General features: G+C 66.4%; 24 protein-coding genes and 1 tRNA gene. 11 read left to right on the top strand and 14 right to left on the bottom strand.

Translation table 11 applies throughout. The features are described 5' to 3' along the window. Positions 1-56 precede the first annotated feature (56 nt). From FWJ24_RS13245 to FWJ24_RS13185, 12 genes are all read right to left on the bottom strand, one after another. Complete coding sequence (locus FWJ24_RS13245; RefSeq protein WP_150288313.1) at positions 57-485, bottom strand: DUF6362 family protein; 429 nt, start codon at positions 483-485, stop codon at positions 57-59. A gap of 190 nt (positions 486-675) precedes the next feature. Further along, on the bottom strand, positions 676-1134 hold the full coding sequence (locus tag FWJ24_RS13235) for a crossover junction endodeoxyribonuclease RuvC (RefSeq protein ID WP_206110852.1): 459 nt from the start codon (positions 1132-1134) through the stop codon (positions 676-678). Between the two features lie 545 nt (positions 1135-1679). Beyond that, a complete protein-coding gene (locus FWJ24_RS13230) occupies positions 1680-3971 on the bottom strand; it encodes an AAA family ATPase (protein ID WP_150288310.1) in 2292 nt (763 codons plus the stop codon). Then, positions 3968-4726, bottom strand: a complete 759-nt coding sequence (locus tag FWJ24_RS13225) for a PD-(D/E)XK nuclease family protein (RefSeq protein WP_150288309.1) — start codon at positions 4724-4726, stop codon at positions 3968-3970. Before FWJ24_RS13225 ends, FWJ24_RS13230 begins: the two co-directional genes overlap by 4 nt. Then, the gene (locus FWJ24_RS13220) at positions 4726-5154 is read right to left on the bottom strand and encodes a DUF6511 domain-containing protein (protein ID WP_150288308.1); all 429 of its coding nucleotides are present in this window, start codon (positions 5152-5154) and stop codon (positions 4726-4728) included. Before FWJ24_RS13220 ends, FWJ24_RS13225 begins: the two co-directional genes overlap by 1 nt. Then, the gene (locus tag FWJ24_RS13215; RefSeq protein WP_150288307.1) at positions 5151-6839 is read right to left on the bottom strand and encodes a DEAD/DEAH box helicase; all 1689 of its coding nucleotides are present in this window, start codon (positions 6837-6839) and stop codon (positions 5151-5153) included. Before FWJ24_RS13215 ends, FWJ24_RS13220 begins: the two co-directional genes overlap by 4 nt. A 7-nt stretch (positions 6840-6846) precedes the next feature. Next, entirely contained in the window at positions 6847-7452 is a 606-nt protein-coding gene (locus FWJ24_RS13210; protein WP_150288306.1) for a hypothetical protein, read from the bottom strand. A 13-nt stretch (positions 7453-7465) separates the two neighbouring features. Next, positions 7466-8356, bottom strand: coding sequence for an ATP-binding protein (locus FWJ24_RS13205; RefSeq protein ID WP_150288305.1), 891 nt, complete (start codon positions 8354-8356; stop codon positions 7466-7468). Then, complete coding sequence (locus FWJ24_RS13200; protein WP_150288304.1) at positions 8353-8841, bottom strand: hypothetical protein; 489 nt, start codon at positions 8839-8841, stop codon at positions 8353-8355. Before FWJ24_RS13200 ends, FWJ24_RS13205 begins: the two co-directional genes overlap by 4 nt. A 25-nt stretch (positions 8842-8866) precedes the next feature. Continuing rightward, entirely contained in the window at positions 8867-9232 is a 366-nt protein-coding gene (locus FWJ24_RS13195) for a hypothetical protein (protein WP_036707921.1), read from the bottom strand. Continuing rightward, positions 9229-9435, bottom strand: coding sequence for a helix-turn-helix transcriptional regulator (locus tag FWJ24_RS13190; protein ID WP_036707919.1), 207 nt, complete (start codon positions 9433-9435; stop codon positions 9229-9231). Before FWJ24_RS13190 ends, FWJ24_RS13195 begins: the two co-directional genes overlap by 4 nt. 212 nt (positions 9436-9647) lie before the next feature. Beyond that, positions 9648-10331 carry a hypothetical protein gene (locus tag FWJ24_RS13185; RefSeq protein WP_166443713.1) on the bottom strand — a complete coding sequence of 228 codons (684 nt, stop codon included), beginning with the start codon at positions 10329-10331 and terminating at the stop codon, positions 9648-9650. A gap of 109 nt (positions 10332-10440) precedes the next feature. On the opposite strand from FWJ24_RS13185, the gene FWJ24_RS13180 reads away from it, so the two are divergent. The 7 genes from FWJ24_RS13180 to FWJ24_RS13150 all read left to right on the top strand — a co-directional run bounded on the left by FWJ24_RS13180 (position 10441) and on the right by FWJ24_RS13150 (position 15783). Beyond that, positions 10441-11118, top strand: coding sequence for a LexA family transcriptional regulator (locus tag FWJ24_RS13180; protein WP_150288302.1), 678 nt, complete (start codon positions 10441-10443; stop codon positions 11116-11118). A gap of 1 nt (position 11119) precedes the next feature. Then, on the top strand, positions 11120-11851 hold the full coding sequence (locus FWJ24_RS13175) for a hypothetical protein (RefSeq protein WP_150288301.1): 732 nt from the start codon (positions 11120-11122) through the stop codon (positions 11849-11851). A gap of 35 nt (positions 11852-11886) precedes the next feature. After that, a complete protein-coding gene (locus FWJ24_RS13170; protein WP_150288300.1) occupies positions 11887-13233 on the top strand; it encodes an ATP-binding protein in 1347 nt (448 codons plus the stop codon). A gap of 135 nt (positions 13234-13368) precedes the next feature. Beyond that, complete coding sequence (locus tag FWJ24_RS13165) at positions 13369-13587, top strand: hypothetical protein (RefSeq protein ID WP_150288299.1); 219 nt, start codon at positions 13369-13371, stop codon at positions 13585-13587. Further along, on the top strand, positions 13584-14084 hold the full coding sequence (locus FWJ24_RS13160; RefSeq protein WP_150288298.1) for a DUF2924 domain-containing protein: 501 nt from the start codon (positions 13584-13586) through the stop codon (positions 14082-14084). The genes FWJ24_RS13165 and FWJ24_RS13160 overlap by 4 nt, the downstream gene beginning before the upstream one ends. Then, entirely contained in the window at positions 14081-15403 is a 1323-nt protein-coding gene (locus tag FWJ24_RS13155; RefSeq protein WP_150288297.1) for a recombinase family protein, read from the top strand. Before FWJ24_RS13160 ends, FWJ24_RS13155 begins: the two co-directional genes overlap by 4 nt. Beyond that, positions 15403-15783, top strand: a complete 381-nt coding sequence (locus FWJ24_RS13150; protein ID WP_150288296.1) for a hypothetical protein — start codon at positions 15403-15405, stop codon at positions 15781-15783. The genes FWJ24_RS13155 and FWJ24_RS13150 overlap by 1 nt, the downstream gene beginning before the upstream one ends. A 57-nt stretch (positions 15784-15840) precedes the next feature. On the opposite strand, the gene FWJ24_RS13145 is transcribed toward FWJ24_RS13150, so the two are convergent. After that, positions 15841-16911 carry a tetratricopeptide repeat protein gene (locus tag FWJ24_RS13145; protein ID WP_150288295.1) on the bottom strand — a complete coding sequence of 357 codons (1071 nt, stop codon included), beginning with the start codon at positions 16909-16911 and terminating at the stop codon, positions 15841-15843. A 425-nt stretch (positions 16912-17336) separates the two neighbouring features. Continuing rightward, positions 17337-17426, bottom strand: a tRNA-Ser gene (locus FWJ24_RS13140). Between the two features lie 371 nt (positions 17427-17797). Between FWJ24_RS13140 and rplU the strand changes: the two genes are divergently transcribed. The 4 genes from rplU to obgE all read left to right on the top strand — a co-directional run bounded on the left by rplU (position 17798) and on the right by obgE (position 20815). Next, the gene (gene rplU, locus FWJ24_RS13135; RefSeq protein WP_150288294.1) at positions 17798-18445 is read left to right on the top strand and encodes a 50S ribosomal protein L21; all 648 of its coding nucleotides are present in this window, start codon (positions 17798-17800) and stop codon (positions 18443-18445) included. 137 nt (positions 18446-18582) lie between these two features. After that, positions 18583-18852 carry a 50S ribosomal protein L27 gene (rpmA, locus tag FWJ24_RS13130; protein WP_150288293.1) on the top strand — a complete coding sequence of 90 codons (270 nt, stop codon included), beginning with the start codon at positions 18583-18585 and terminating at the stop codon, positions 18850-18852. A gap of 190 nt (positions 18853-19042) precedes the next feature. Beyond that, positions 19043-19666: a GNAT family N-acetyltransferase gene (locus FWJ24_RS13125; RefSeq protein ID WP_150288292.1), complete on the top strand. Its 624-nt coding sequence runs from the start codon at positions 19043-19045 to the stop codon at positions 19664-19666. A 102-nt stretch (positions 19667-19768) separates the two neighbouring features. Next, positions 19769-20815, top strand: a complete 1047-nt coding sequence (gene obgE / locus FWJ24_RS13120) for a GTPase ObgE (RefSeq protein WP_150288291.1) — start codon at positions 19769-19771, stop codon at positions 20813-20815. The last annotated feature ends 18 nt before the right edge of the window (positions 20816-20833 follow it).

Here is a 20833-nt window from a genome sequence, read left to right as displayed (position 1 = left end):
TTTTAGCCCGGAAGAGGCGTTTTTGTCTGCGCGAAAACCCTCTACAAGAGACTTTCCTACTGGCTGCGCGCCAGCTTGATGATCTCGAGGATCGGCAGCTTGCGGTTAAAGGGCTGCCTGTTGAGGTTCAGCGCGATCAGCGACAGGCCGTACTGCCAGTGCTGGTTCGCGGCGGCATGGCAAAGCCCGACGTGCCAGCAGATGTTCTTCCAGCGTTCGCCATGCGCCTTCATCCAGACGATCTTGCCGTCGACGGGTTCGAGGCAGTTCGTCCAGGTCAGCGTCTCCTCCATCCGGCTGATGTCCTGCGATGACGGCGAGACGCGCATCGCCTTGGGCTCCTGGCCAACCTTGTCGGCGAACCCGTGGACGATCTCGGGCCATGTGCTGAAGTATCCGTTGCGCCGGGGCTCGGGCAGACGGCGCAGGATCATTCCGGATTCGGCGAGCCGTGCCTCCACGTCGGCTGGTGTCCAATGGGTCATTTCTGAACCTCTCGATTTTGTGGGCGCGCGCCATAGAGACGCTCGCCGAGTTGCCTCACCAACTCCCGCTCTGGCCAAGTAAGTCTCTGGTCGTCAAGGGAAACTGCGAATACGCGTTGCTCCTTCCAGCCGTCGCGCTTGACCTGTTCGGGGTTGCGGCGCTCGCCGCCATAGCCACGGGGAAACCGCCTCATTGGAGGCCCCCTTGGGTCTCCAGCGCCCAGAGCAGGATCGCGATGGCGTCGGCCTCGTTGTCGTCGGCGGGGCTGAAGCCGCGCGCCCGGGCCGCGGCGATCATCGCCTCCTTGGGCGCGTTGCCCTTGCCGGTGGCGTGGCGCTTGATCGTGCCGACCGGGACGCCCTCGTAGGGAATGCCGCGCAGTTCGGCCCATGCGGTCAGCGTGGCCATCAGCCCACCATAGACATGGGCCGCGTCGGTGGCCGCGTGGCGGCGGACCTCCTCGAACCAGATGGCGGCGACGGGCCCAGACAGGCGGTCGATCTCGGTCAGCCAGTTGGTGAAGCGGAGATACCGCATGCCGCCACCGTCGAAGCGGCCGGGCCGGAACGACACGGTGCCGGAGGTGATCAGCCCGTCGATGCCGTGCAGCGCCCATCCCGTCGTGGTGCCGAGGTCGAGCGCCAGCATCGCCCGGTTGGCCCGGACGACGGGCGGCAGAACGGGGATTGCCTCGCGGCGGTGTGTAGCGAGAGTCATGTCAGCCATGGGTGGTCTCCTCTTCTGGTTGGCTGCTCGGGTGGAAGACGACGGCGGTCTGGTGCTTGGCGGTACGGGGCCGCCGTCGTCGGATCGGGAGGTTTGGGCGGGGACGAGCCACGCGCGCGAAACCCCTGGGGGTGGGCGTGGGAGAACCCGCCTGCGGCGTTCTCCCCCACCCCCGTAGGGGGTGGTTTCACCCCCGAAACTGGAAAACCGCATCAACACGCTGACAAGAAATGGGAATTCCAGTTTCGGGAGGGTGCTTTCGACTGACTCGCCCGAAACTGGGTGCAGCGTAGCGGTTGCGGCATCCGCGCAATCCTGCGGGGGCAGTTTCGGAAGCGGGCCGAAACTGGCCAAGTCGGACGCATGCGCGCTTCTGCGTGAGGGTGGCGGGGCAGTTTCGGAAAGGCTCCGCATCTGGTTCAAACTGGCCCGCGCGCAATTCTGCGCGAAGCGATCTGCGGGGGTGATCATGGCCGTTCCCCCTCCGGATAGACCCAGACCTGAGGGTTCTCGACCTCGAGCAGCGCCCCGGTCTGCGGCGATTTGTAATGGGTGGGCAGCACTGCGATGCTGGCGGGGGTGACCTCGCCGGTCGCCGGATCGACATCCTCGCCGTCCGTGGGCATGACCATCCCCTCGACGCAGAGGTATCCGAAGCGCGACCGCGAAGGCCCAAGCCCGTAGGGGGCGCCGTCGCGGATGAACTTGATCGCCCCCTTGGTGGCTTGAACGGCGATCCGGTCGCGGATCGTGTCCTTGCCGCCCAGACCGCCCTTGTTCTCGAAGGCCTCGGCGAACTGGTTGATGGTGTAGAGCCGCCCCTCGGCCGCCTCCTCGAGCAGGATCGAGAGGATCACGTCCCGCTTGCGATCGCGCTCGGCGTCATGCTTCGCGCCGACCTCGGGGCGCACGAGCCGCTCGCTCATCGGGTTGATCTCGACCCATGTGCCCTTGACCTTGTCCACCAGCTTCGTAGGCAGCGCCGGGCCGTTGCGCAGCTCGATCTCGAGGCGGCGCTGGGTCGAGTCCTCCTCTGGCCGGTGCAGGATCAGGCCGGTGGTGTAGAAGCCCCGGAGCGCGCTGGCGCCGGAAAGGGCGAGGAACGGGTCCTCCTTCACCTGGTGCTTCGAGAGCTTCTTGGTGTGGTGGACGAGGATCACGCCGCAGTCCGGGTTGACGTGGTCGCGCAGCACCTCGACCCGGTCCTTGAGGAAGAACATCATCGCGGCGTTGTCGTTTTCGCCGCCGCCGTCCGGGCCGCCATCGAAGAGGTTGCGGATCGGATCGATGCACAGGATGTCGAGCGAGACATCTGGGAACGCGGCCTTGATCGCCTCGGCCACGCGGGCGCTGCCCTCGGCATCGAGCAGCATGCGCAATTTCGGCGTGACAATCAGGTTGTCGCGCGCGGCCGCGATCAGCTCGGGTGGCAGGCCGATCTGCTGCATGCGCTCGCGCAGGTAGTGATACTGGATCTCTGCCTGCAGGTAGAAGATCCGCAGCGGTCGTGGCGGGGAGAAGCCGAGGAAGGGCACGCCCGCCGCCATGTGCACCAGCAATGCGATCAGCAGGTCGCTCTTGCCCACCTTGGGCGCGCCGCCCAGCACCAAGAGCCCGCCCGGCGTCAGCACTCGCGGGCCGATGATGTCGTCGGGCATCGGGCTTATGTCGTCCAGAAGCGCGCCCAGCGTGAAGGTCGGCAGCTCGGTCTGCGCTGGGGCCGCGCCGTCGAGGCGGATCAGCGGCGGCCCGTGCCGCTTGATGTGCAGCTCCCACAGCCGGTTCGTCTCGCGCTTCAGCCGGTCGAGCGGCCAGGCGGGGCGCAGCATCGCGGCGTTGTAGCCGCAGATCGCCGTCCAGCCCTCGTCCATCGACATCCGGCCCTCGTGGACCAGCCGCAGGAAATAGCCGATGGCGGCCGAAGCCCCCTCGAAACGGGACCAGTCGTCCGTGCCGCCCTCGTGCACCGGGGTCACCAGCACGTCGTCAATGCCGGGTTTCTCGCGGAGCTCGGCCGTGGCCATGCCGACGCCGGGCATGGGCGGCATGTCGGCGACGCGCTCGGTCATCTCGGCGAGATCGACCTCTAGAGCGGCCGCCTCGCGGATCTGCACGAGGCGCGTGAGCCCGCCCTTGTGATAGACGGTGCCGGGCACGCGGATCGGCTGGTGGGCCGAGCGGAAATGCGTGTCGCCACCAACCTTCAGCGCGATCTCGCCGCGCAGCTGGCAGAGCCGGGCAAGGTCCGCCCCCTCGACGGGCTCTGTCAGCTTCCACCAGACATGCAGCTTGGTCGCGCCCTCGGGCGTGCGCCCGCCGCTCTCGACGGTGAGCGTCGGTCGCCCGAGGTGGTGAACGAGATGATCGAGCTTGGCAGGGATGTCGCCCGAGTCGAGATCGACCACGAGGCTCTGCATCTGATGGACGTCCGCGGCGCGGGCCTGACCCGTCTCCGCCACCGTGCCGGGGATGACATAGACCGCCGCGCCCTCACGCGCGGCCCATCCCGCGAAGGTGCCGAGCTTCTCGGGCGCGGTGGCGTCCGCGTCGATCCAGATGTTGTGCGGCCGGCCGTCCTTGCCCTGACCCTTGTCGACGAAACCGCGAACCGGGATCAGCCCGTCGGAATAGCCAAAGACCACATCGACGAAGCGCGCGATCTGGCCCGCGTCCGGTTCGACCGCGAAGGGATCGGCGAGGGGTGCTGCGTCGTTGAAGTCCCGCCAGGGATTGAAGTGGATGATGTTGTCGTCGCTCATGCCGGCAGACCCCAACAGCGCTCGGCCCACGGGCAGAACCGGCATTCGAAGAAGTCGCGATTGGCGGCAATGCGCGGGAGCAGCTCGCCCGCGTCGGTCGCCCGCAGGATCCGGACGCCGCGATCCGACATTCGCTGCGCGAGATCGGCATTGAAGGCGACCTGCTCGTGGTGCAGTTCGGCCGTGTCCTTGTTTATCGCGGTGAAGAGCGCGGGGTTCGCACTGATGCCCGGCACCGTCGCTTCCATGTAGGCCTGGTAGAGCGCAATCTGCGCGGCATAGACCGGCTTCGCGACGGTCACGCCCTTGGCCACCGTCTCGCGCCAGTTCTTCGCGTTCATCGTCTTGCACTCCCAGAGCGCGGGGGTGCGCAGTCCAAGCGCCGCTGTGGCCTCGGCGACGATCCCGTCGACATGACCGCGGATGCGCCCGCCTGCGACGGAGAACCCGAACTGGCCGCCGTCGCGCTTTTGGGTCACCAGATCGAGCCCCGCCGCCCGCAGCCAGCGGATGGCGAGATCTTCGAGCTCATGCCCGATCGCGAATATCCGGAGCGACCGGCCGGAGAAGTCCTGGCCCTCGTCCTTCGGCGCGCCTGCAAACTCGAACTGCAGCGCGCGCTCGCAGGCATGGCCCAGCCGGGACGCGCCGAGGTAATCGCGCGGTTGCGTCGCCGCGCGCTCGGCTTCGAGCGCGGCATCCACGGCCGCATTGATGCGCTCGGCGATACCGGGGCGCTTGTTGAAGTCCAGCATCAGAACGGGATCTCCGACTCTGCGGCGATCTCGGCCATCTCGGCGCGGAACGCCTCGACGGTCACGACGATCAGCCGGTGCATGTCGTTTTGGGTCAGCTGGCCCAGCGGCCTTTCCCAGCCGATGCGCTCCATCTCTGGGGCGAGCGCGCGCATGACGGCGGGAAGCGCCTGGGTTTCCTCTTCGGTGAAATCGACCATGCTCAATCCTTTCTTCGCTTTGCGGGTGAAGGCCGACTGGCAGCCCATGGAGCAGAACCAGCGGCGGGTGCGGGTTGGACGTGATCGGTGGGGTTCGAACCAGCCGAAGCCGCGGGTGCGCGCGGTGCAGACGGCGCAGAGCACCGGGCGCGGATGCCAGAAGCGATCACGGCCCGGTCGATCCGGAGCCTCTGCGGGCGGGGATGGGACTTGCGCGACATGGCTCACGCCGCCCTCCGCTCGGGCGCGGCCGACATGACGAGACGCCGGATGTCGCGGCGGTTGAACTGGAAGGTGATCAGCGCCGAGGCGCGGTAGCGGGTGAGCCCGTAATCCTGCTGCTGTTCGGGCGAGAGGTATTGCAGCTGTTTCTCGGTCGGCGGCTGGGTCAACCAGCGCTTCGACTTGAAGGCGCTCTCGTCGCTCTCGTGGGCGTTCAGCCAGTCGTCGGCCCGCGCGAGGCAGACGGTGCGATCGCCGACCCCAAGAAGGCAGGTCGCCTGTCCCTTCGCCCCGCCCACGGCATGCCATCGGCCTTCGAGGAAGAACACGCCGCCCCAGGCATTGAAGCCGCTGGCCATCAGCGCGGCGTCGTCGCCGAACAGATCCTCCCAGGCAAAGCTCGACCGTTTCAGCAGGTCGATCTCGGACATGACGAACCCGGACAGGCTGCCGGTCCCGGCCTCCTGGCTGTGCGCCTCGTCCTCGGGCTCGACCAGCAGCTCGCCGCAGAGCGGGCATTCGCGGGAGCCAAGCGGAATGTCGGCCGCGCAGGCCGGACAGGTCTTTGTCGGCGCCTCGCCCGAGGGCGTGTGGCCGTCGAGATCGACGTCCTGCTCCAGCGTGCCGTGGGTCAGGCTCGACGTCCCGAAATCCAGCACGATGCAGTCGGTCTTGACGATGCCGGGATGCTCGGCTGGATCGACGGTGCGCAGACCTCGCCCGACCATCTGGATCATGGTCGATTTGTAGGAGCTGGGTCGAAGCAGCACGACGCAGGAGGTGGGGGGATGGTCCCAGCCCTCGGTCAGCACCGCGACGTTGACGATGACGCGGAGGCGACCGGCGGCATAGGCGTCGAGGATCCCCTTGCGCGCGCCCGCCTCGAGCGTGCCGGTGATGAGCGCCGCCGGAACGCTCGCCTCGCGGAAGGCGTCCGTCACATGCTCGGCATGGGCGACGGTAGAGCAGAAGACGACGGTCTGGCGATCACCCGCCTTTTCCTGCCAGTGCCGGATCACCTCGTCGGTGACCGGCGCGCGGTCCATGATCTCCGCCACCTCGGTCATGTCGTAGTCCGACATGGTCTTGCGCACCGAACGCAGCTCGTCCTGCACGCCGACGTCGATGACGAAGGTCCGGGGCGGGACGAGGTGGCCAGAGGCGATCAACTCGCCCAGCCGCACCTGGTCGGCGACATTGTCGAAGACCTCGCGCAGGCCTTTCTTGTCGCCCCGGTTCGGCGTCGCCGTGACCCCGAAGATCCGAGCCTCCGGATTGGCGTCGCGCACCCGGTCGATAATGCGGCGGTAGCTCTCGGCCACCGCGTGATGCGCCTCGTCGATCACCAGCAGGTCGAGCTTCGGCATGGCCGCGAGATTGGCGGCCCGCGCGAGCGTCGGCGCCATGGCGAAGGTCACCTGGCCCTCCCAGGACTTGGTCGTGGCGTCGACGACGGATGTGTCCGTGCCGGGATTGACCCGGGCGAACTTCGCCCGGTTCTGGCTGGTCAACTCGTCGCGATGGGCAAGCACGCACGCCCTGGCGCCGTCCCCGGTCATGTTGCCGGTGACGGCCGAGAGCATGATCGTCTTGCCCGCGCCGGTCGGCGCCACGCCCAGCGTGTTGCCGCGGGTCGAGAGCGCAGCGAGGCTGCGCTCCACGAAGAGTTTCTGGCGGGGACGGAGGAGCATCGCGCCCTCACTGCGCCCAGGCGGGGCGGCCAGGCACCGGCGATGCCGCGGGCTGCTGGACCGGCGCCTGCTGGGGCACCGTCTGCGCGGGCGGCTGGTAGCCGTGCTGTGCAGCGAGCCCCATGACCTGCGCATAGTCGCGATGGTCGGGCGTGACCGCGGCGCGGATCTCGTTCTTCTCCTCGCCCATCGCGTCGGTGCCGACATCGATCCGGGCGATGAACTCGATCCCGTCGAGATCGGCGAAACCGCCGATCCGCCGCGCCGCCTGCGCCTGCGGGGACTGGTCCTTGTCCGAGATCCCGCGCGCCGAGTTCAGCATCCCGCGCACGAGGCTGCGGCCCATGTTGGCCCAATCCGGACCCTTGGGGCTGTAGAGCCCGATCAGCGTGAAGATCTTGCGCCTGGCGTATTGGCCCTCGGTCACCGTGAACTCGCCGTTGAGGTAGACAGCCCCGGTCGAGCCGCGGGTGGCATAGCCCCCGGTCCAGCCCTGCGACGGGTCGTCGAAACCGCCCGGGCGCAAGGTCAGCCGCACCTTGGCAAGCGTCCCCTTGGGGATGAGGTTCGTGTTGGACTGCGCATCGTTGAAGTCGTTCCAGAGACCGGACATGGCTCGGGTCCTTTCAGTTGGTGGGATAGGAATGGGTGTCGGTCGCCGTCGGACCTGGCGGCGGGGGCAGCTGCGGCGGCGAATAGGTCAGCCGCCGTTCCGCAGGGATCAGCGGGCCGCGGATCTTCTCCATCAGCCGGCCGAGATGGGGCTCTTCGACCAGGTCGAGGCGGCCGGAGCGGTCCTTGGCCGGATAGCCCCACGGGTTCAGCGTCTGGCAGACGAAAGCGCGCTGAGGCCGGTTCAGCTCGTCCGGAAGGCTGGCCATGGTGATGACCTGATCGACGATGCCGGGCAGCTCGAGCCCGGTCTTCGAGCCGTCGATCTGCGGGACGAAGACCTTGCGATTGAAGTCGTCGAGCTTCTCGTCGAGGATCCCGACGAACCAGACATTCTTGCCGCGCGTATGCTGGAGGTGGGTCAGCCAGCCGATCATCTCGCGCCCGTGCAGCCCGTAGGCGCCGCGCACGTCCGGCTTGCCGGTCTTCTCCGAATGCGCCTCCGGCTGACCGCGGCACCACTGGAAGCAGAGCCGCCCGGCCACGGTGATCGAGTCGATGAAGACGGTTTCGTATTTGGCGAGGACGCGCGGATCTCCGAACCGGCCGCACACCTCGTCGAAATGCGCCTGGCTGTAGGGCTGGTCGGACCGGAGCGCCGGGTTCGGGCCGCCGATGAAGACCGCGAAGTCCCGACACTCCTTCCAGGTGCGAGGCCGGACCACGTCGATGTGCAGCCCCTCGATGGCGAGGTCACCCGCCTCGAGATCGAAGAACAGCGTGGTCGAGGCTTCGAGCGTCCAGAGCAGGCTGGTCTTGCCGATCCCGGACGGACCGAAGATCACGCCCTTGACGCCCCGCGTCTCGGCCAGCCGCTGATCGGCGGTGATGATGGGGAGGCTCACGCGCGGTCCTCCTGCGGCAGGATCGCGATCTTCAGCGCGCCGGTCTTCACCGTGCGGGCGGGCTCGAAGCCCTGGCGGATCGCCTCGGGCCAGGCGGCATAGGCGCGCTCGGGCACCGTGAAGCTGATCTCGACGTATTCGGACGGGTCGTCGCCCGCGGCGCGGATCCGCTCGACCATGGCGGCAAGCCGGGCCTGGTCCCATTCGACGCGCTTGGGAAGATCGGCGACCACGGTGAAATCGCCATCGGCAAGGCGAACGGTGCCGGTGTCCTTGCCACAGGCGCGGCGGGCCTCGGCGGCGCGGGTGGCGTAACGGACCTCGAGTGCGGTAGAGAAGCGCGCGGTGACGGCCTTCATCTGCTTCGCGGCGGCGTCGATCTCGCGCTGCATGGCGGCCAGAAGCTCGACCGGAAGCTGGGCGATCTCGCCCGTGGGCAGGTTGATCAACTCGTCGATACTGGGGGTGTTCTGCGGGAATGGCATGGGGGCCTCCGTAATGGGGATTGGGTCAGGCGGCCTCGAGGAGGCGCATCGAGAGGGCGGCGCCGGCAGGTCCGGGCTTCGGACGGGCGACGGCGATGTAGGCGAAGTGGTCGGGGCCGAGCCGGGCCTGCACGAGGTGGACGAGCCGCTGCTCGGCGGCGCGCAAGGCGGCGGCCGCGACACCTCGCAGGGTGCGCTGGCGCTCAGGCGTGAGGTTCGAGACGGCCCCGGTGGCGTCGACGGCGAGGAACCCGCGGTGATAGACCAGCGCCTCGCCCGGGGCGGCCTGCGCGATCCAGGCGGACAGCCCCACCTCGTCGAGCGCAGGACCGGCGGCGCCGAAGATCGACACGACCCGGCTGCCGTGGATGGCGGAACGGCGCTCCATCATGCCGCCCCCCGAACGCTGTCGGCGGTGTGCGTGAGCTGGTCCTTCTCGAAGGCCAGGATGTCCTCGAGCCGGTAGACCACCCGGCCGCCGAGTTTCATGTAGGCGGGGCCTTCTCCGGCCCATCGCCAGCGCTCGAGCGTGCGGTGCGAGATCGTCCAGCGCCGCGCCAGTTCCTTCTGTGTGAGGCAGGTTTTCTGCTGCATCGTCGTCTCCCGGTGTCGTTTGTCGGGAGCACGATGCGAAATCCCGCGAGGGGATGTCGTCAGGATTGGAGTGGGATGCGGAGGGGGATCGTCAGGAGCCTTGCAATCCAAGGGAGAACGGCTCTGTGGGGGATCGCCATCCCCCTCTCATCCCCCGGCACATCCCACCGCAGGGATCGAGAGGGCGCGCGGACGGGAGGGATGGCGCGAGATCAGAGCCCGAGCAGGCGATAGGCGCCGCGGCCATCCGACTCGATCAGGAGGCGCCAGTTCTTCTTCGACTTGAATACATCGGACATCTTGAGGCTGCGCGAGCCCGCGGCGGCGAGGATCGCCTTCCCGCTCTGCCAAGGCTCGCCGCGCCCGGCAGCCTCGTGCAGCGCGCGCACGACCTGTGCCTGGATCGCACCCAGCCGGAAGTGCTGACCGTTGCAGCGGACATCCTGGTAGTCGGCTGAGGCATGGAACGCGCCGGGTCGTGGTCCGGCAGCCGCTCCGGCAAATCTCGTCTCGGCCTCGAAGCGGTCACGCTCGTCCCGCCTGAGGAAAAGATCGCGCTGCCGCACGGTGATGAGCTCTCGCTCCCCGGTCAGGCAGGCATAGTCGGCCTTGTGCGAGCGGAAGCGGCTGAGCTTCACCTCGCCATGCCGGAACAGCTGGAAGACGTCATGGGCGTGGAGATCCAGAAGCCCGTTGAACAGGCCCCGCTCGAAGGGCACGGAGAATCGCTCCCCCTCCGGTGTCTCCTCGTAGTCGCCGAGTTCGACCGCGAGGTTGAACACCCGGATCGACAGCCGCAGCTGGTCGTTCTCGGCGAGGTAGACGAGGTCCGCCTCGGACATGGACCAGCGCTCGAGGATCTCCGGCAGGGTGAAATACGACTTCTCGATCTCCATCCGGACCCCCGATTCCCATGTGCGATTGTTTAGGTTTTGTTCTAATCGCTTGACGGGTCCGCATCAATCCTGTTTTATCCTATTTCATCCACATACCCTTGGGGAAAACATGACCGAGCAGCACACCCTGGCCGACCGCCTGCGGGCCCGCGCCAACCAGCTTGGCATCAGTCCCGCCCATGTCGCCGAGATGGCAGGCGTGCACCGCTCCTTCGTCTACGACATCCTGCGCGGCCGCTCCGCGCGCCCCGGCATCGACCGGCTGGCCGAGGTCGCCCGCGTGCTGAAGGTGGACCGCGACTGGCTGATCCACGGCATCGGCGAGGTCGAGGGTACGCCCCCCTTCGTGGACAATCCCGACGACGCCTTCGTGGCCATCGCGCACGCCACCCCGCGCCCCGCGATGGGCGGCGGCGCGGTGGTAACCGAAGATGGCGATACGCCCGGCCGTACATACCACTTCCGCCAATCGTGGATCCGCCACAAACTTAAGGCCAGTCCGTCGCAGCTGCGCATCATGCACGTCGAGGGCGACAGCATGGCGCCGACGCTCGTGAGCGGCGACGCGGTGCTGGTCGACATGACCCGCCGCGCCCCAAACCCGCCCGGCATCTTCGTGCTGGACGACGGGATGGGGCTGGTGGCCAAGCGGCTCGAACACATCCCGAACAGCGACCCTCCCGCGGTGCGCGTCATTTCCGACAACAAGCACTACCCCGAATACGAAAGAACGGCCGACGAGATCCACATCGTCGGCCGCATCCGTTGGTTCGCGCGGGAGATCTGAGGTGATTGCGTTCCGCGAGGTCGACGATGCCGATCCGGCGCTGGCGTTCTCGCCCATGGTGCGCGGGGTCGAGAAGACCTTCGCCTGGATCGGCGAACACGGCGGCATTCCCCTGACGCCGTCCAAAGGGTTCAGGCGGGTGTTCGTGCACTGGGCCGCGGCCGCGTTCGACTGGCCCGGCCACACCGAGGCGGACCTCTTCGCCGTCAACAAGGTGCTGAACGAACCCGACTTCGCCCCACTCATGGTGCTGCACGACCTGATGATCGCAATGAAGCTCGGGCGGCACTACAAGGGCGAGTTCCGCCTGACCAAAGCCGGCCAGGCGCTCGTTGGCTATCCCGGCCGGATCTTCGGCACGGTTGTCCCGTTCTTCCTGTTCCGCATCAACCACGCCAGCATGTCCCGCTTCGAGGACGCACCGATACTCGGCAACTGGGACGTGTTCCTGAACGTGCTGAACGTCGAGACAGAAGACGGCGCCACCGGAGCCCACCTCCGCCGCGTGCTCTTCGGCGAGCCCGAGACGGGTCCGATCCCGCGGTATGACGAGGTGATGGGGCAACTCTACATCCAGGTGCTGCGCCCGCTGTGTTGGGCGGGGCTGCTGCAGCAGGGGCGTGGAACAGCCAGCTATCGCTTCGAAGAAGCGGTGTTTATGAAGACGCCGCTCTGGCGAGCAGCGCTGCGGCTGGAGACGGATGGGATGGTGCGTCGCGCAATAAGGACTTAGACTGCGTTTGGTTGTCAGGAAATCGAGTTCCCCCAATGCCAGATGAAAGAGTCCAACAACTCATTGACCAACTGCGGGAGTCAGAGTTCGTGGAGGTAAAGAACTGGCTTGGCGGCGTGGTTGAAAACGACGAAAAGGCGCGGCTTGCTAAGGAGATAATCGCTCTCGCAAACTCAGGTGGTGGCCATATATTCATTGGCTTCACAGATGATGAGGGGCAAGGACACCAGCCCATCGAGCCTGAGGAAAACGAAGAAACGGCATTTTCGCAGGATGCTATCGCCGCGATCGTTCATCGATATTGCACCCCAGCTATTCAATGCGCTGTCGAAACCTATCGTCAGACCAACGGCCAGGTCGGCCATCCCGTGATATCCGTTCCGGCCGCTGGCAGAGTTCCGCTGTTCGCATCGCGGCAAAGCCCCGACAACCGAACGCTTACCAATGGGACCGTTTATGTCAGGCGCCCGGGCGGAAACAGTGAGCCCTGCAGGACACAAGACGACTGGGAGCGCCTCTTGGAGCGATTGGTGCACGCGCGCCAAGATCAACTCATCAACGCAATCAGGAATGTTCTAAATCCGGAGCAAGAGTTCACTCCGGCAGCACAAGAACAGGCGTTCGAAGATTGGATTAGCGCGTCTCGTGCAGCGCGGGCCGACGTTCTTACAGCTCTGCCAGAAGGGCATCCACTGCGTCTCGAACAAGGCAACTACGAGGTGGCATTTTCGATCAGGCCGTTTCAAGAACCTGATATCGCTGAACTAAATAGGAACCTTGACCACAACCGCCCTCGGCACAGCGGTTGGGCGCCCTTCGTGTCCTTGCATCGAGATGGGATGGCGCCTCGCCCATTGGGAGACGTGATACAGGCATGGCTAGTTGGTGAAGAAGGACGTGACCGCGACCCGTCTCACTCCGATTTCTGGCGTCTGTCAGTGCATGGCGACGGATATCTAGTTAGGGCGATGCAGGAGGACGATCCCGATTATGGCGCCAATCTAGCGCCTCGCCCTCATCGGCCGGGGTTTGATTGGGAACTGCCGATCTACCGCATGACCGAAATGTTAAAATTAATCGAGTGGCTCGGTTTAACTTATGCATCCGGAGATGCCGCCTTCCAGATGCGCGTCACATACTTCGGAACCAATGGTAGGAGGCTGACACAGCATCGATTGCGCTACATGTTGCATCGCGGTGGCATGGCGCATGAAGACTCGATTTCTTCGCAAATTTCAGGGCGTGTTGGCGAGATTGCATTGAACACAGAGGAAATGGTCTTTTCGCTATTGCGCCCGGTGTTCGCCCAATTTGATTTTGCGGAACTGCCGAGACAGCTCGTCGACAACGTTGTTCAAGACGTCGCGCGTTATCGACAGTAGTCCATGCCTTGGACAGCCCGACACCGATCTTTTTCTCTAGGCTGCGCAGAAGAACGACAACCCCTTGTTTTGACTTGAATTCCGTCGCTTCGACCAGCGAACACGGAGCAAACCGCCTCAGGAGGTTCGCTCCCCATGCAAGACGACATCACCTTCGCGCCGCCCGCCGAGACGCTCACGACCGATGAGCGGCTTGCGGAACTGGCCGCCATCCTCGCCAGCGCCATCGCGCGCACCAACTCACTGGAAACGAACGAGAATTCTCCGCTCGATGGAGACAGTTCGCTGGACATTCTCGCCCTCAGACGCCGTCGTCGGAGACAGGTGCAAAACCGAGTTGGAGACGACGCATGAGGAAAAACACAAGAAAATCAGCAGCAAAGGCCGCGCTCGCGCGCCAGGCGGAGGGGATCGACGTCCTGACCGAGCTGGCGGCGCTGAAGGCCATGACGGTGCCGGAGCTGCAGGCCAGGTGGCGGGTCATGTTCGGGGAACCCGCACCGAACGCCAGCCGCGGGAATCTGGAGCTGCGGATCGGCTACCGCATCCAGGAACTGGCCCATGGCGGGATCAAGCCCGCGACGCGGCGGACGCTCGACGCGCTGGCGGCCGAGGTCGCCACGGGCACCTCGGGCCCGTTGATCGCGGATCCCCGTCGGCCGATCCCCGGCACCAAGCTCGTGCGCGAATGGCAGGGTGAGGAGCAGATCGTCACGGTGCTGACCGACGGATACGAATGGCAGGGGCGCCGCTTCAAGTCGCTCTCGGCCGCCGTGCGCGCGATCACCGGCAGTCACTGGAACGGGTGGAAGTTCTTCGGGCTCGCCCATGGTGCGGAGGCGCGCCCATGAGCCGCACCAAGCCCGAAGCCGTCCGCCGCCTGCGCTGCGCCATCTACACCCGCAAGTCGAGCGAGGAAGGACTCGACATGGAGTTCAACAGCCTCGACGCCCAGCGCGAGGCCTGCGAGGCCTACATCGCCTCACAGCGTGCCGAGGGTTGGGTGGCGCTGCGCGACCGCTATGACGATGGCGGCTTCTCGGGCGGCACGCTGGATCGCCCCGCGCTGGCACAGCTGATCGCCGACATTGAGGCCGGGCTGATCGACGTGGTCGTGGTCTACAAGATCGACCGCCTCAGCCGCGCGCTCATGGACTTCTCGAAGCTGGTGGAGATCTTCGACCGCCACGGCGTGACCTTCGTCTCGGTCACGCAGTCTTTCAACACCACCACGTCCATGGGCCGCCTGACGCTGAACATCCTGCTCAGCTTCGCCCAGTTCGAGCGCGAGGTGATCGGCGAGCGGATCCGCGACAAGTTCGCCGCCTCCCGACGCAAGGGGATGTGGATGGGCGGGCCGGTGCCGCTCGGCTATGTCGTGAAGGACCGCAAGCTCGTCATCGAGCCCGCCGAGGCGGAACAGGTCCGCACGATCTTCCGCCTCTATGCCCGCTCCAGTTCCACCGCGCAGGTGCTGAAGGAGTTGCACGCCCGCGGGATCCGCACCAAGCGCGGCGCGGTGTTCGACCGGGGCTACCTGCTGAAGTTCCTGCACAACAAGGTCTATCTCGGCCTCGCCGTGCATAAGGACGAGGTCTATCCGGGCGAGCACAAGGCGATCATCGACCAGAAGCTGTGGGACGAGGTCCACGCGGTCATCGCCAACAACCGCGTCGCACGGGCGGCGGTGGCGCGAACGGCCCAACCGGCACTCCTGCGCGGACTGATCTTCACCGAGACGGGTGCGGCCATGACGCCGCACCACACCAAGCGGAAGGGCAAGCGCTACTGCTACTACACGTCCATGGACGTGATCCGGAAACGCCCGGCGGCTGAGCTACGGGGGCCGCAGCGGCTGCCGGGTGCCATGGTCGAGGAGGCAGTCATCGGCGAAATCCGCCGGATGCTGCGCACGCCGGAGGTGGCGGCGCGCACCGCGCGAGCGGTGCGGAAGGACCGCCCCGATCTCGATGAGACCACCGTTGTCGCCGCGCTGGCGCAGTTCGACGACCTGTGGAAGGCGCTCATCCCGGCCGAGCAGTCGCGCATCGTCCAGCTGCTGGTCGCGCGCATCACGGTCAGCGAGGCGGGGCTCGCCATCGACCTGCGCCACGACGGCCTCGGCGCCATCGCTGCGCTGATGGCCCCGCCGAAGAAGGAGGTGGCCTGATGCCCGCGCCCGACACCCTGCGCGTCCACATCCCGCTCGAACTCCGCCGTCGCGGTGGTCGTCCCCGGATCCTTCCGCCGAAGCACGTCGAGGCCGCCATGAACCGCGGACAAGATCCCCACCTCTTGCGCGCCATCGGCCGCGCATGGGGCTGGCGGCAGCGGCTGGAACGCGGCGACGTCGCCACGCTCGCCGATCTGGCCGCCGACGAGGGCCTCTCCGACCGCTACGTCAGCCGCCTCCTGCGCCTCGCATGGCTGGCGCCCGAGGTGCTCGAGCGACTCGTCATCCACCGCGAGCCCTCGACGATCAGCATCTATGATCTGTGCTTCGTGGCGTCCCTGCCGTGGGACGAACAGCCGGGGCGAGTTTTCGACTGATCGAGTGGCATTCACGTCTCGACCGGCGGTCGAGCGATGAACTGGCGCCTGCACAGGTTATCGTCGATGCGTCGCAGCGATCTTGTGGTTCCAATTTCGCAGCCACGCGAAACGCTCTGGATCCTGCTCGAGCAGATAGTTCCGGATACGATCTCGCGCATCGGGTTCCGAACGGATCAGCAGTGCCCGCAGATCCTGGTCGATGGCGCGGCGCTCGGCCCCCAAGGCTTCGGCTTTCGCATACCACTCGTGACCGGCTGCGAGGTCCCCAAGCCCCATCGAGACAGCGCCAAGCAGCGTGCACGGCCTGAAATCGGCCGGGGTCAGTTCGTGCGCCTCCAGCCCGAGTGTCCTGGCTTCGGTGAGGCAGCCAGCATCGCGCATCGCGCCTCCGCGCGTCGTCAAGAGCGCCGATCTCGGTTTCGGGCTCCGTCCCACCTTGGCGAGCGCCGCCTCCGTTACCTCCAGCGCCTGCTGGGGTTCATCAGCCTTCCGCCAATGCGCACTAGCATTTACGGCATCCCACGGATTGCGGCTTTCTTCCCAAGCCTTGGTGAGCTCTTCGGCTTCCAGCCGATGCCACGCTTGCTGCAACGCATCGGTCCAGCAGTCCACCGCCTCGGTCGACAACCATGCGACGTCTTCGGGCGCCAGGCGGTTAACGCTTGCCACCTGCTTCAGCAGCCGCATTGCACGCGGATAGTGCTCGGTCTCGATGAAGCCGATCCCGAACCGATCCCGCAACTCGCGGGCTTCGCGCTTCCGGCGCAGCACGGGGTCATTCTCCATTGCAGCGAAGCGCGCCTTGACCGCGACATCCATCGCCTCGGCCTTTCGGGCCTGTTCGGCTGCCACCCTGTCGGCTTCGTCCTTCGCGCTTTGGATACGGTCTGATCGCTCGCGCGCCGCAACCTCCTCGAAGGCAGGGCGATCGATCTGACCGGTCGCCAGCGCCAGAAGAGAGTTGAGCCCGCCGGACGTCAGAAACGCCTGCGCCAAGGAGGTCAACGTCTCGCCCGCCTCGATCTTCTGCAGAATTCCGTTCAACCGCGCCCCGACGAGCGCGGCGCCCGGCAGATCATCGACAAGATACTTTTCCGCCAAACCGGCTTGGGACGATCCCGACATCAGACAATCCACGCGATCTAATCTACCACTGAAGCCAAGCACGTAGGCTGGCCGGAAGGCAATCCAAAAATCCTAAGAAATCAGAGAGATCAGGCCGAGCGACACCGCCACCGCTACGCGCCATTCGGCCAGCGAACCCAACCGCTGCGCCTCTTGCGTGTTGCGGCTCTGTTCCCCTCGAAGGCGATTGACACAAGGCCCGAAGTTTTGGCGGCGTTGAAAGTCAGGTCATTGGAAAGACGACGAAAAATCCGACCGAACCGAAATCGGTGAGGTTCGCCCGAACAGAGACGGAGCGCCGTTCAGAGCCCGGAACGGGCCTGGCGTGCAGTCTCAGCGGTTCGCATGGGGGAGGCAAAGCCCTTTGAAAACACGACTATTTCAGGCCCACGACGGGCGCCTGTCCGTGTTCGCAACAGGGATGATGGCGGAGAGGGAGGGATTCGAACCCCCGGTCCGCTTGCACGGACTCCGCATTTCGAGTGCGGCGCGATCGACCACTCTGCCACCTCTCCGTGGACGCGCGAAACGCGTGGTCAGGGGCCGGGAGATACCGAAGCCCGCGGCCGATGGCAAGAGGCGAGGCGCACGGGCTCCGTTGCGCGGCGGAGCCCGCACCTGCGGGAAGCTGTGGACGTTCCGTTGCCGGAAGAGGGGGGCTCCGTTCCGGCGGTCATGCGGCGCGGCGCGCCATCTGCCTGCCTTTCCTCGCCCGCGCGCTTTCCGCTTGACCGCGCGGCTCCGATCTGGCTTATGCGCGCGATCCAGCGCGGCGGAAGAACCGCGCTTTTCGTTTTGCGCGGGTTTGGGGTTTCCGGCCGGCGCATGAACCCGAAAAAGGCCGCCCGGCGGGTGTTCGCTGAAGGCGGTGCGAAAGGAAGAGAACATGTTCGCGGTCATCAAGACCGGCGGCAAGCAATATACGGTTGCCGCCAACGACGTCATCACCATCGAGCGCCTCGAGGGCGAGCCGGGCGACGTCGTCGCTTTCGACAACGTACTCATGATCGGCGGCGAGACGGCGGTGATCGGCACGCCGCTCGTTGCCGGCGCCACGGTTGCCGGGGAGCTTGTCGAGCAGGCGCGCGGGCCGAAGGTCATCAGCTTCAAGAAGCGCCGCCGTCAGAATTCGAAGCGCAAGAAGGGCCATCGCCAGGATCTGACGATCGTCCGCATCACCGAGATCCTGACGGATGGCCGCAAGCCCGCCGCCAAGGCCGCCCGGCCGACGAAGGACAAGGCCGCCGCTCCCGCCGCTGCTGCGGCCGAAGGCGCGCGCGACGAGAGCAATCTCTCGCTCATCGCCGGAATCGGCCCGACGATCGAGAAGAAGCTGCGCGCCGCCGGCATTGCCACCTGGTCGCAGATCGCCGCCTGGACCGAGGCCGATCTCGCGAAATGGGACGAGGAGCTGAAGCTGCGCGGCCGTGCAGCCCGCGAGGAATGGGTCGAGCAGGCGAAGGAATTGCTCGCCGGCAAGCCGCCGCGCGCCAAGCTCGACCGGGAAGAGCTCGCCTCGGGCGAGGACAAGTGACAACGCGGCCCGCCGCGGCGGGCTGCTGACAGGATCGGTCAGCAGGGCTGACTTTTCGCGTGATTTTTTGAGGAATCTCGGGTAGGGTCCAGCAACGGTTTGGACCCGGTCCCGCATCGGATCGAAGGAGAGCTCTCATGGCTCACAAAAAAGCTGGCGGTTCGTCGCGCAACGGTCGCGATTCGCAGTCAAAGCGCCTCGGCGTGAAGAAGTTCGGCAACGAGGCTGTCGTTGCCGGCAACATCATCGTGCGCCAGCGCGGGACCAAATGGCATCCCGGCGTGAATGTCGGCATGGGCGTCGACCATACCCTCTTCGCGCTTTGTGACGGTGTTGTTGCCTTCAAACAGAAAGGCCCGCGTCAATACATCAACGTCATTCCGGCTACGGCCGCGGCAGCAGAATAACCGGCGAGCGAGAATGACACTCTCCCCCGTCGGGTTCCTCGGGAACCGAACCGGCGGAGGATGAGGAAGCGGCAGGGCCGCATCCGCGATCCAGGAACCGAAGGGGAGGTCCGGGGAACCGAGCCTCCCCTTTCGATTCCAGCCCGGTCAACCGTCCAGGAAGCCGGGTTTTCCAAGAGCGGATGATCCCATGTTCCCGAACCTGTTCCGCGACGACGTGTTCACGCTGGAAACGCCCCGGCTGTTCCTGCGCTGGCCCAAGGCGGACGATGCACGAGCCATCCTCGAACTGGCCGGCGAGAAGGTCATTTCCGAGATGACGGGGATCATTCCGCATCCCTATCCGCCGGAGGCGGCGCCGCGCTACATCGTCGATGCGCGCGAGTGGAACTCGCTCGGCAGCCGCGTCAAGCTGGCGATCACGGATCGGGCCGAGCCGGGCCGGTTCCTCGGCATGGTCGGGCTGCGCGCCACCGGGCCGGACGAGGCCGCGCTCGGCTACTGGCTCGGCCGGCCGCATTGGGGGCAGGGGCGTGCGACGGAGGCCGCGCAGGCGCTGATCGATGCCGCCTTCCTCTATTCCCCCGTCAAGGCGCTCGCGGCCTCGGTCCGGGTCATCAATCCGGCGTCGCGGCGGGTGCTGGAGCGCTGCGGCTTCCAGCTTGTCGGTTCGGACATGCTCGATCTGCCGGCCTGGGGTGGCCGGGTTCCGGTCGAATCCTATCGGTTGCCCCGGGCGCTCTGGCAGAGCCTCAAGGGCTGGCGGGCGCCGCTGCCGGTGCGGCGGGAACTGGCGGAGGAGGGGGCGGCGTGATGCGGCCATTGCCGGAAGCGGCGCTGATCCCGTTGCGGGCATCGGGGTTCAGCGCGCGCGGGGCTGCTTGTGTTCAAGATCGATCACCGCTAGGGCCTTCGCATGAAGTTTCTCGACCAGGCCAAGATCCATGTCCGCTCCGGCGATGGTGGGGCCGGCTGCGCCTCGTTCCGGCGCGAAAAATTCATCGAGTTCGGCGGGCCTGATGGCGGGGATGGCGGGCGCGGCGGCGATGTCTGGGCCGAATGCGTCGATGGCCTCAACACGCTGATCGATTATCGCTACCAGCAGCATTTCAAGGCCAGGACCGGCATGCACGGCATGGGCAAGAACCGCGCCGGCGCCAAGGGGGCCGATGTGGTGCTCAAGGTGCCGGTCGGGACCGAGATCCTCGACGCGGCCGATGAGAGCCTGATCGCCGACATGACCGCGATCGGCCAGCGCGTCCTGATCGCCAAGGGCGGCAATGGCGGCTTCGGCAACCTCCATTTCACGACCTCGACCAATCGCGCGCCGACCCGCGCCAATCCCGGCCAGCCGGGGGAGGAGCGCGAGCTGATCCTGCGCCTGAAGCTCATCGCCGATGCCGGCCTTCTCGGGCTGCCCAATGCCGGCAAATCGACCTTTCTCGCAGCCACCACGGCGGCCAAGCCCAAGATCGCCGATTATCCCTTCACGACCCTGCATCCCGGCCTCGGCGTCGTGCGGGTCGATGGCCGCGAATTCGTCCTGGCCGATATTCCGGGGCTGATCGAGGGAGCGCATCTCGGCCACGGGCTCGGGGACCGTTTCCTCGGGCATGTCGAGCGCTGCCGGGTGCTTCTCCACCTCGTCGAGGGAACGAGCGAGCATGCCGGCAAGGCCTATCGGATCGTCCGGAAGGAGATCGAGGCGTATGGCCATGGCCTTGCGGACAAGCCGGAAATCGTCGCGCTTTCGAAGATCGACGCGCTCGATCCCGCGGCCCTCAAGGTGCAGGTCGAACGATTGCGCCGCGCCGCGGGGCGCAAGCCGCTGCTGCTTTCGGCGGTGTCGGGGGAGGGGGTGCGGGAGGCCCTGCAGGCGCTGATGGCCGGGATCGATGCCGCCCGCGTCGCCGATGGGAGGGGTGACGAAGGCAAGGACGCACAAGCGGCATGGCAGCCATAACCCGCGGGCCACGCGCAA

It is taken from the genome of Rhabdaerophilum calidifontis (genome assembly GCF_008641065.1).
GTDB lineage: Bacteria > Pseudomonadota > Alphaproteobacteria > Rhizobiales > Beijerinckiaceae > Rhabdaerophilum > Rhabdaerophilum calidifontis.
Note: the sequence above shows the minus strand (reverse complement) of the source record. Positions and strands in the feature narration are given on the sequence as shown.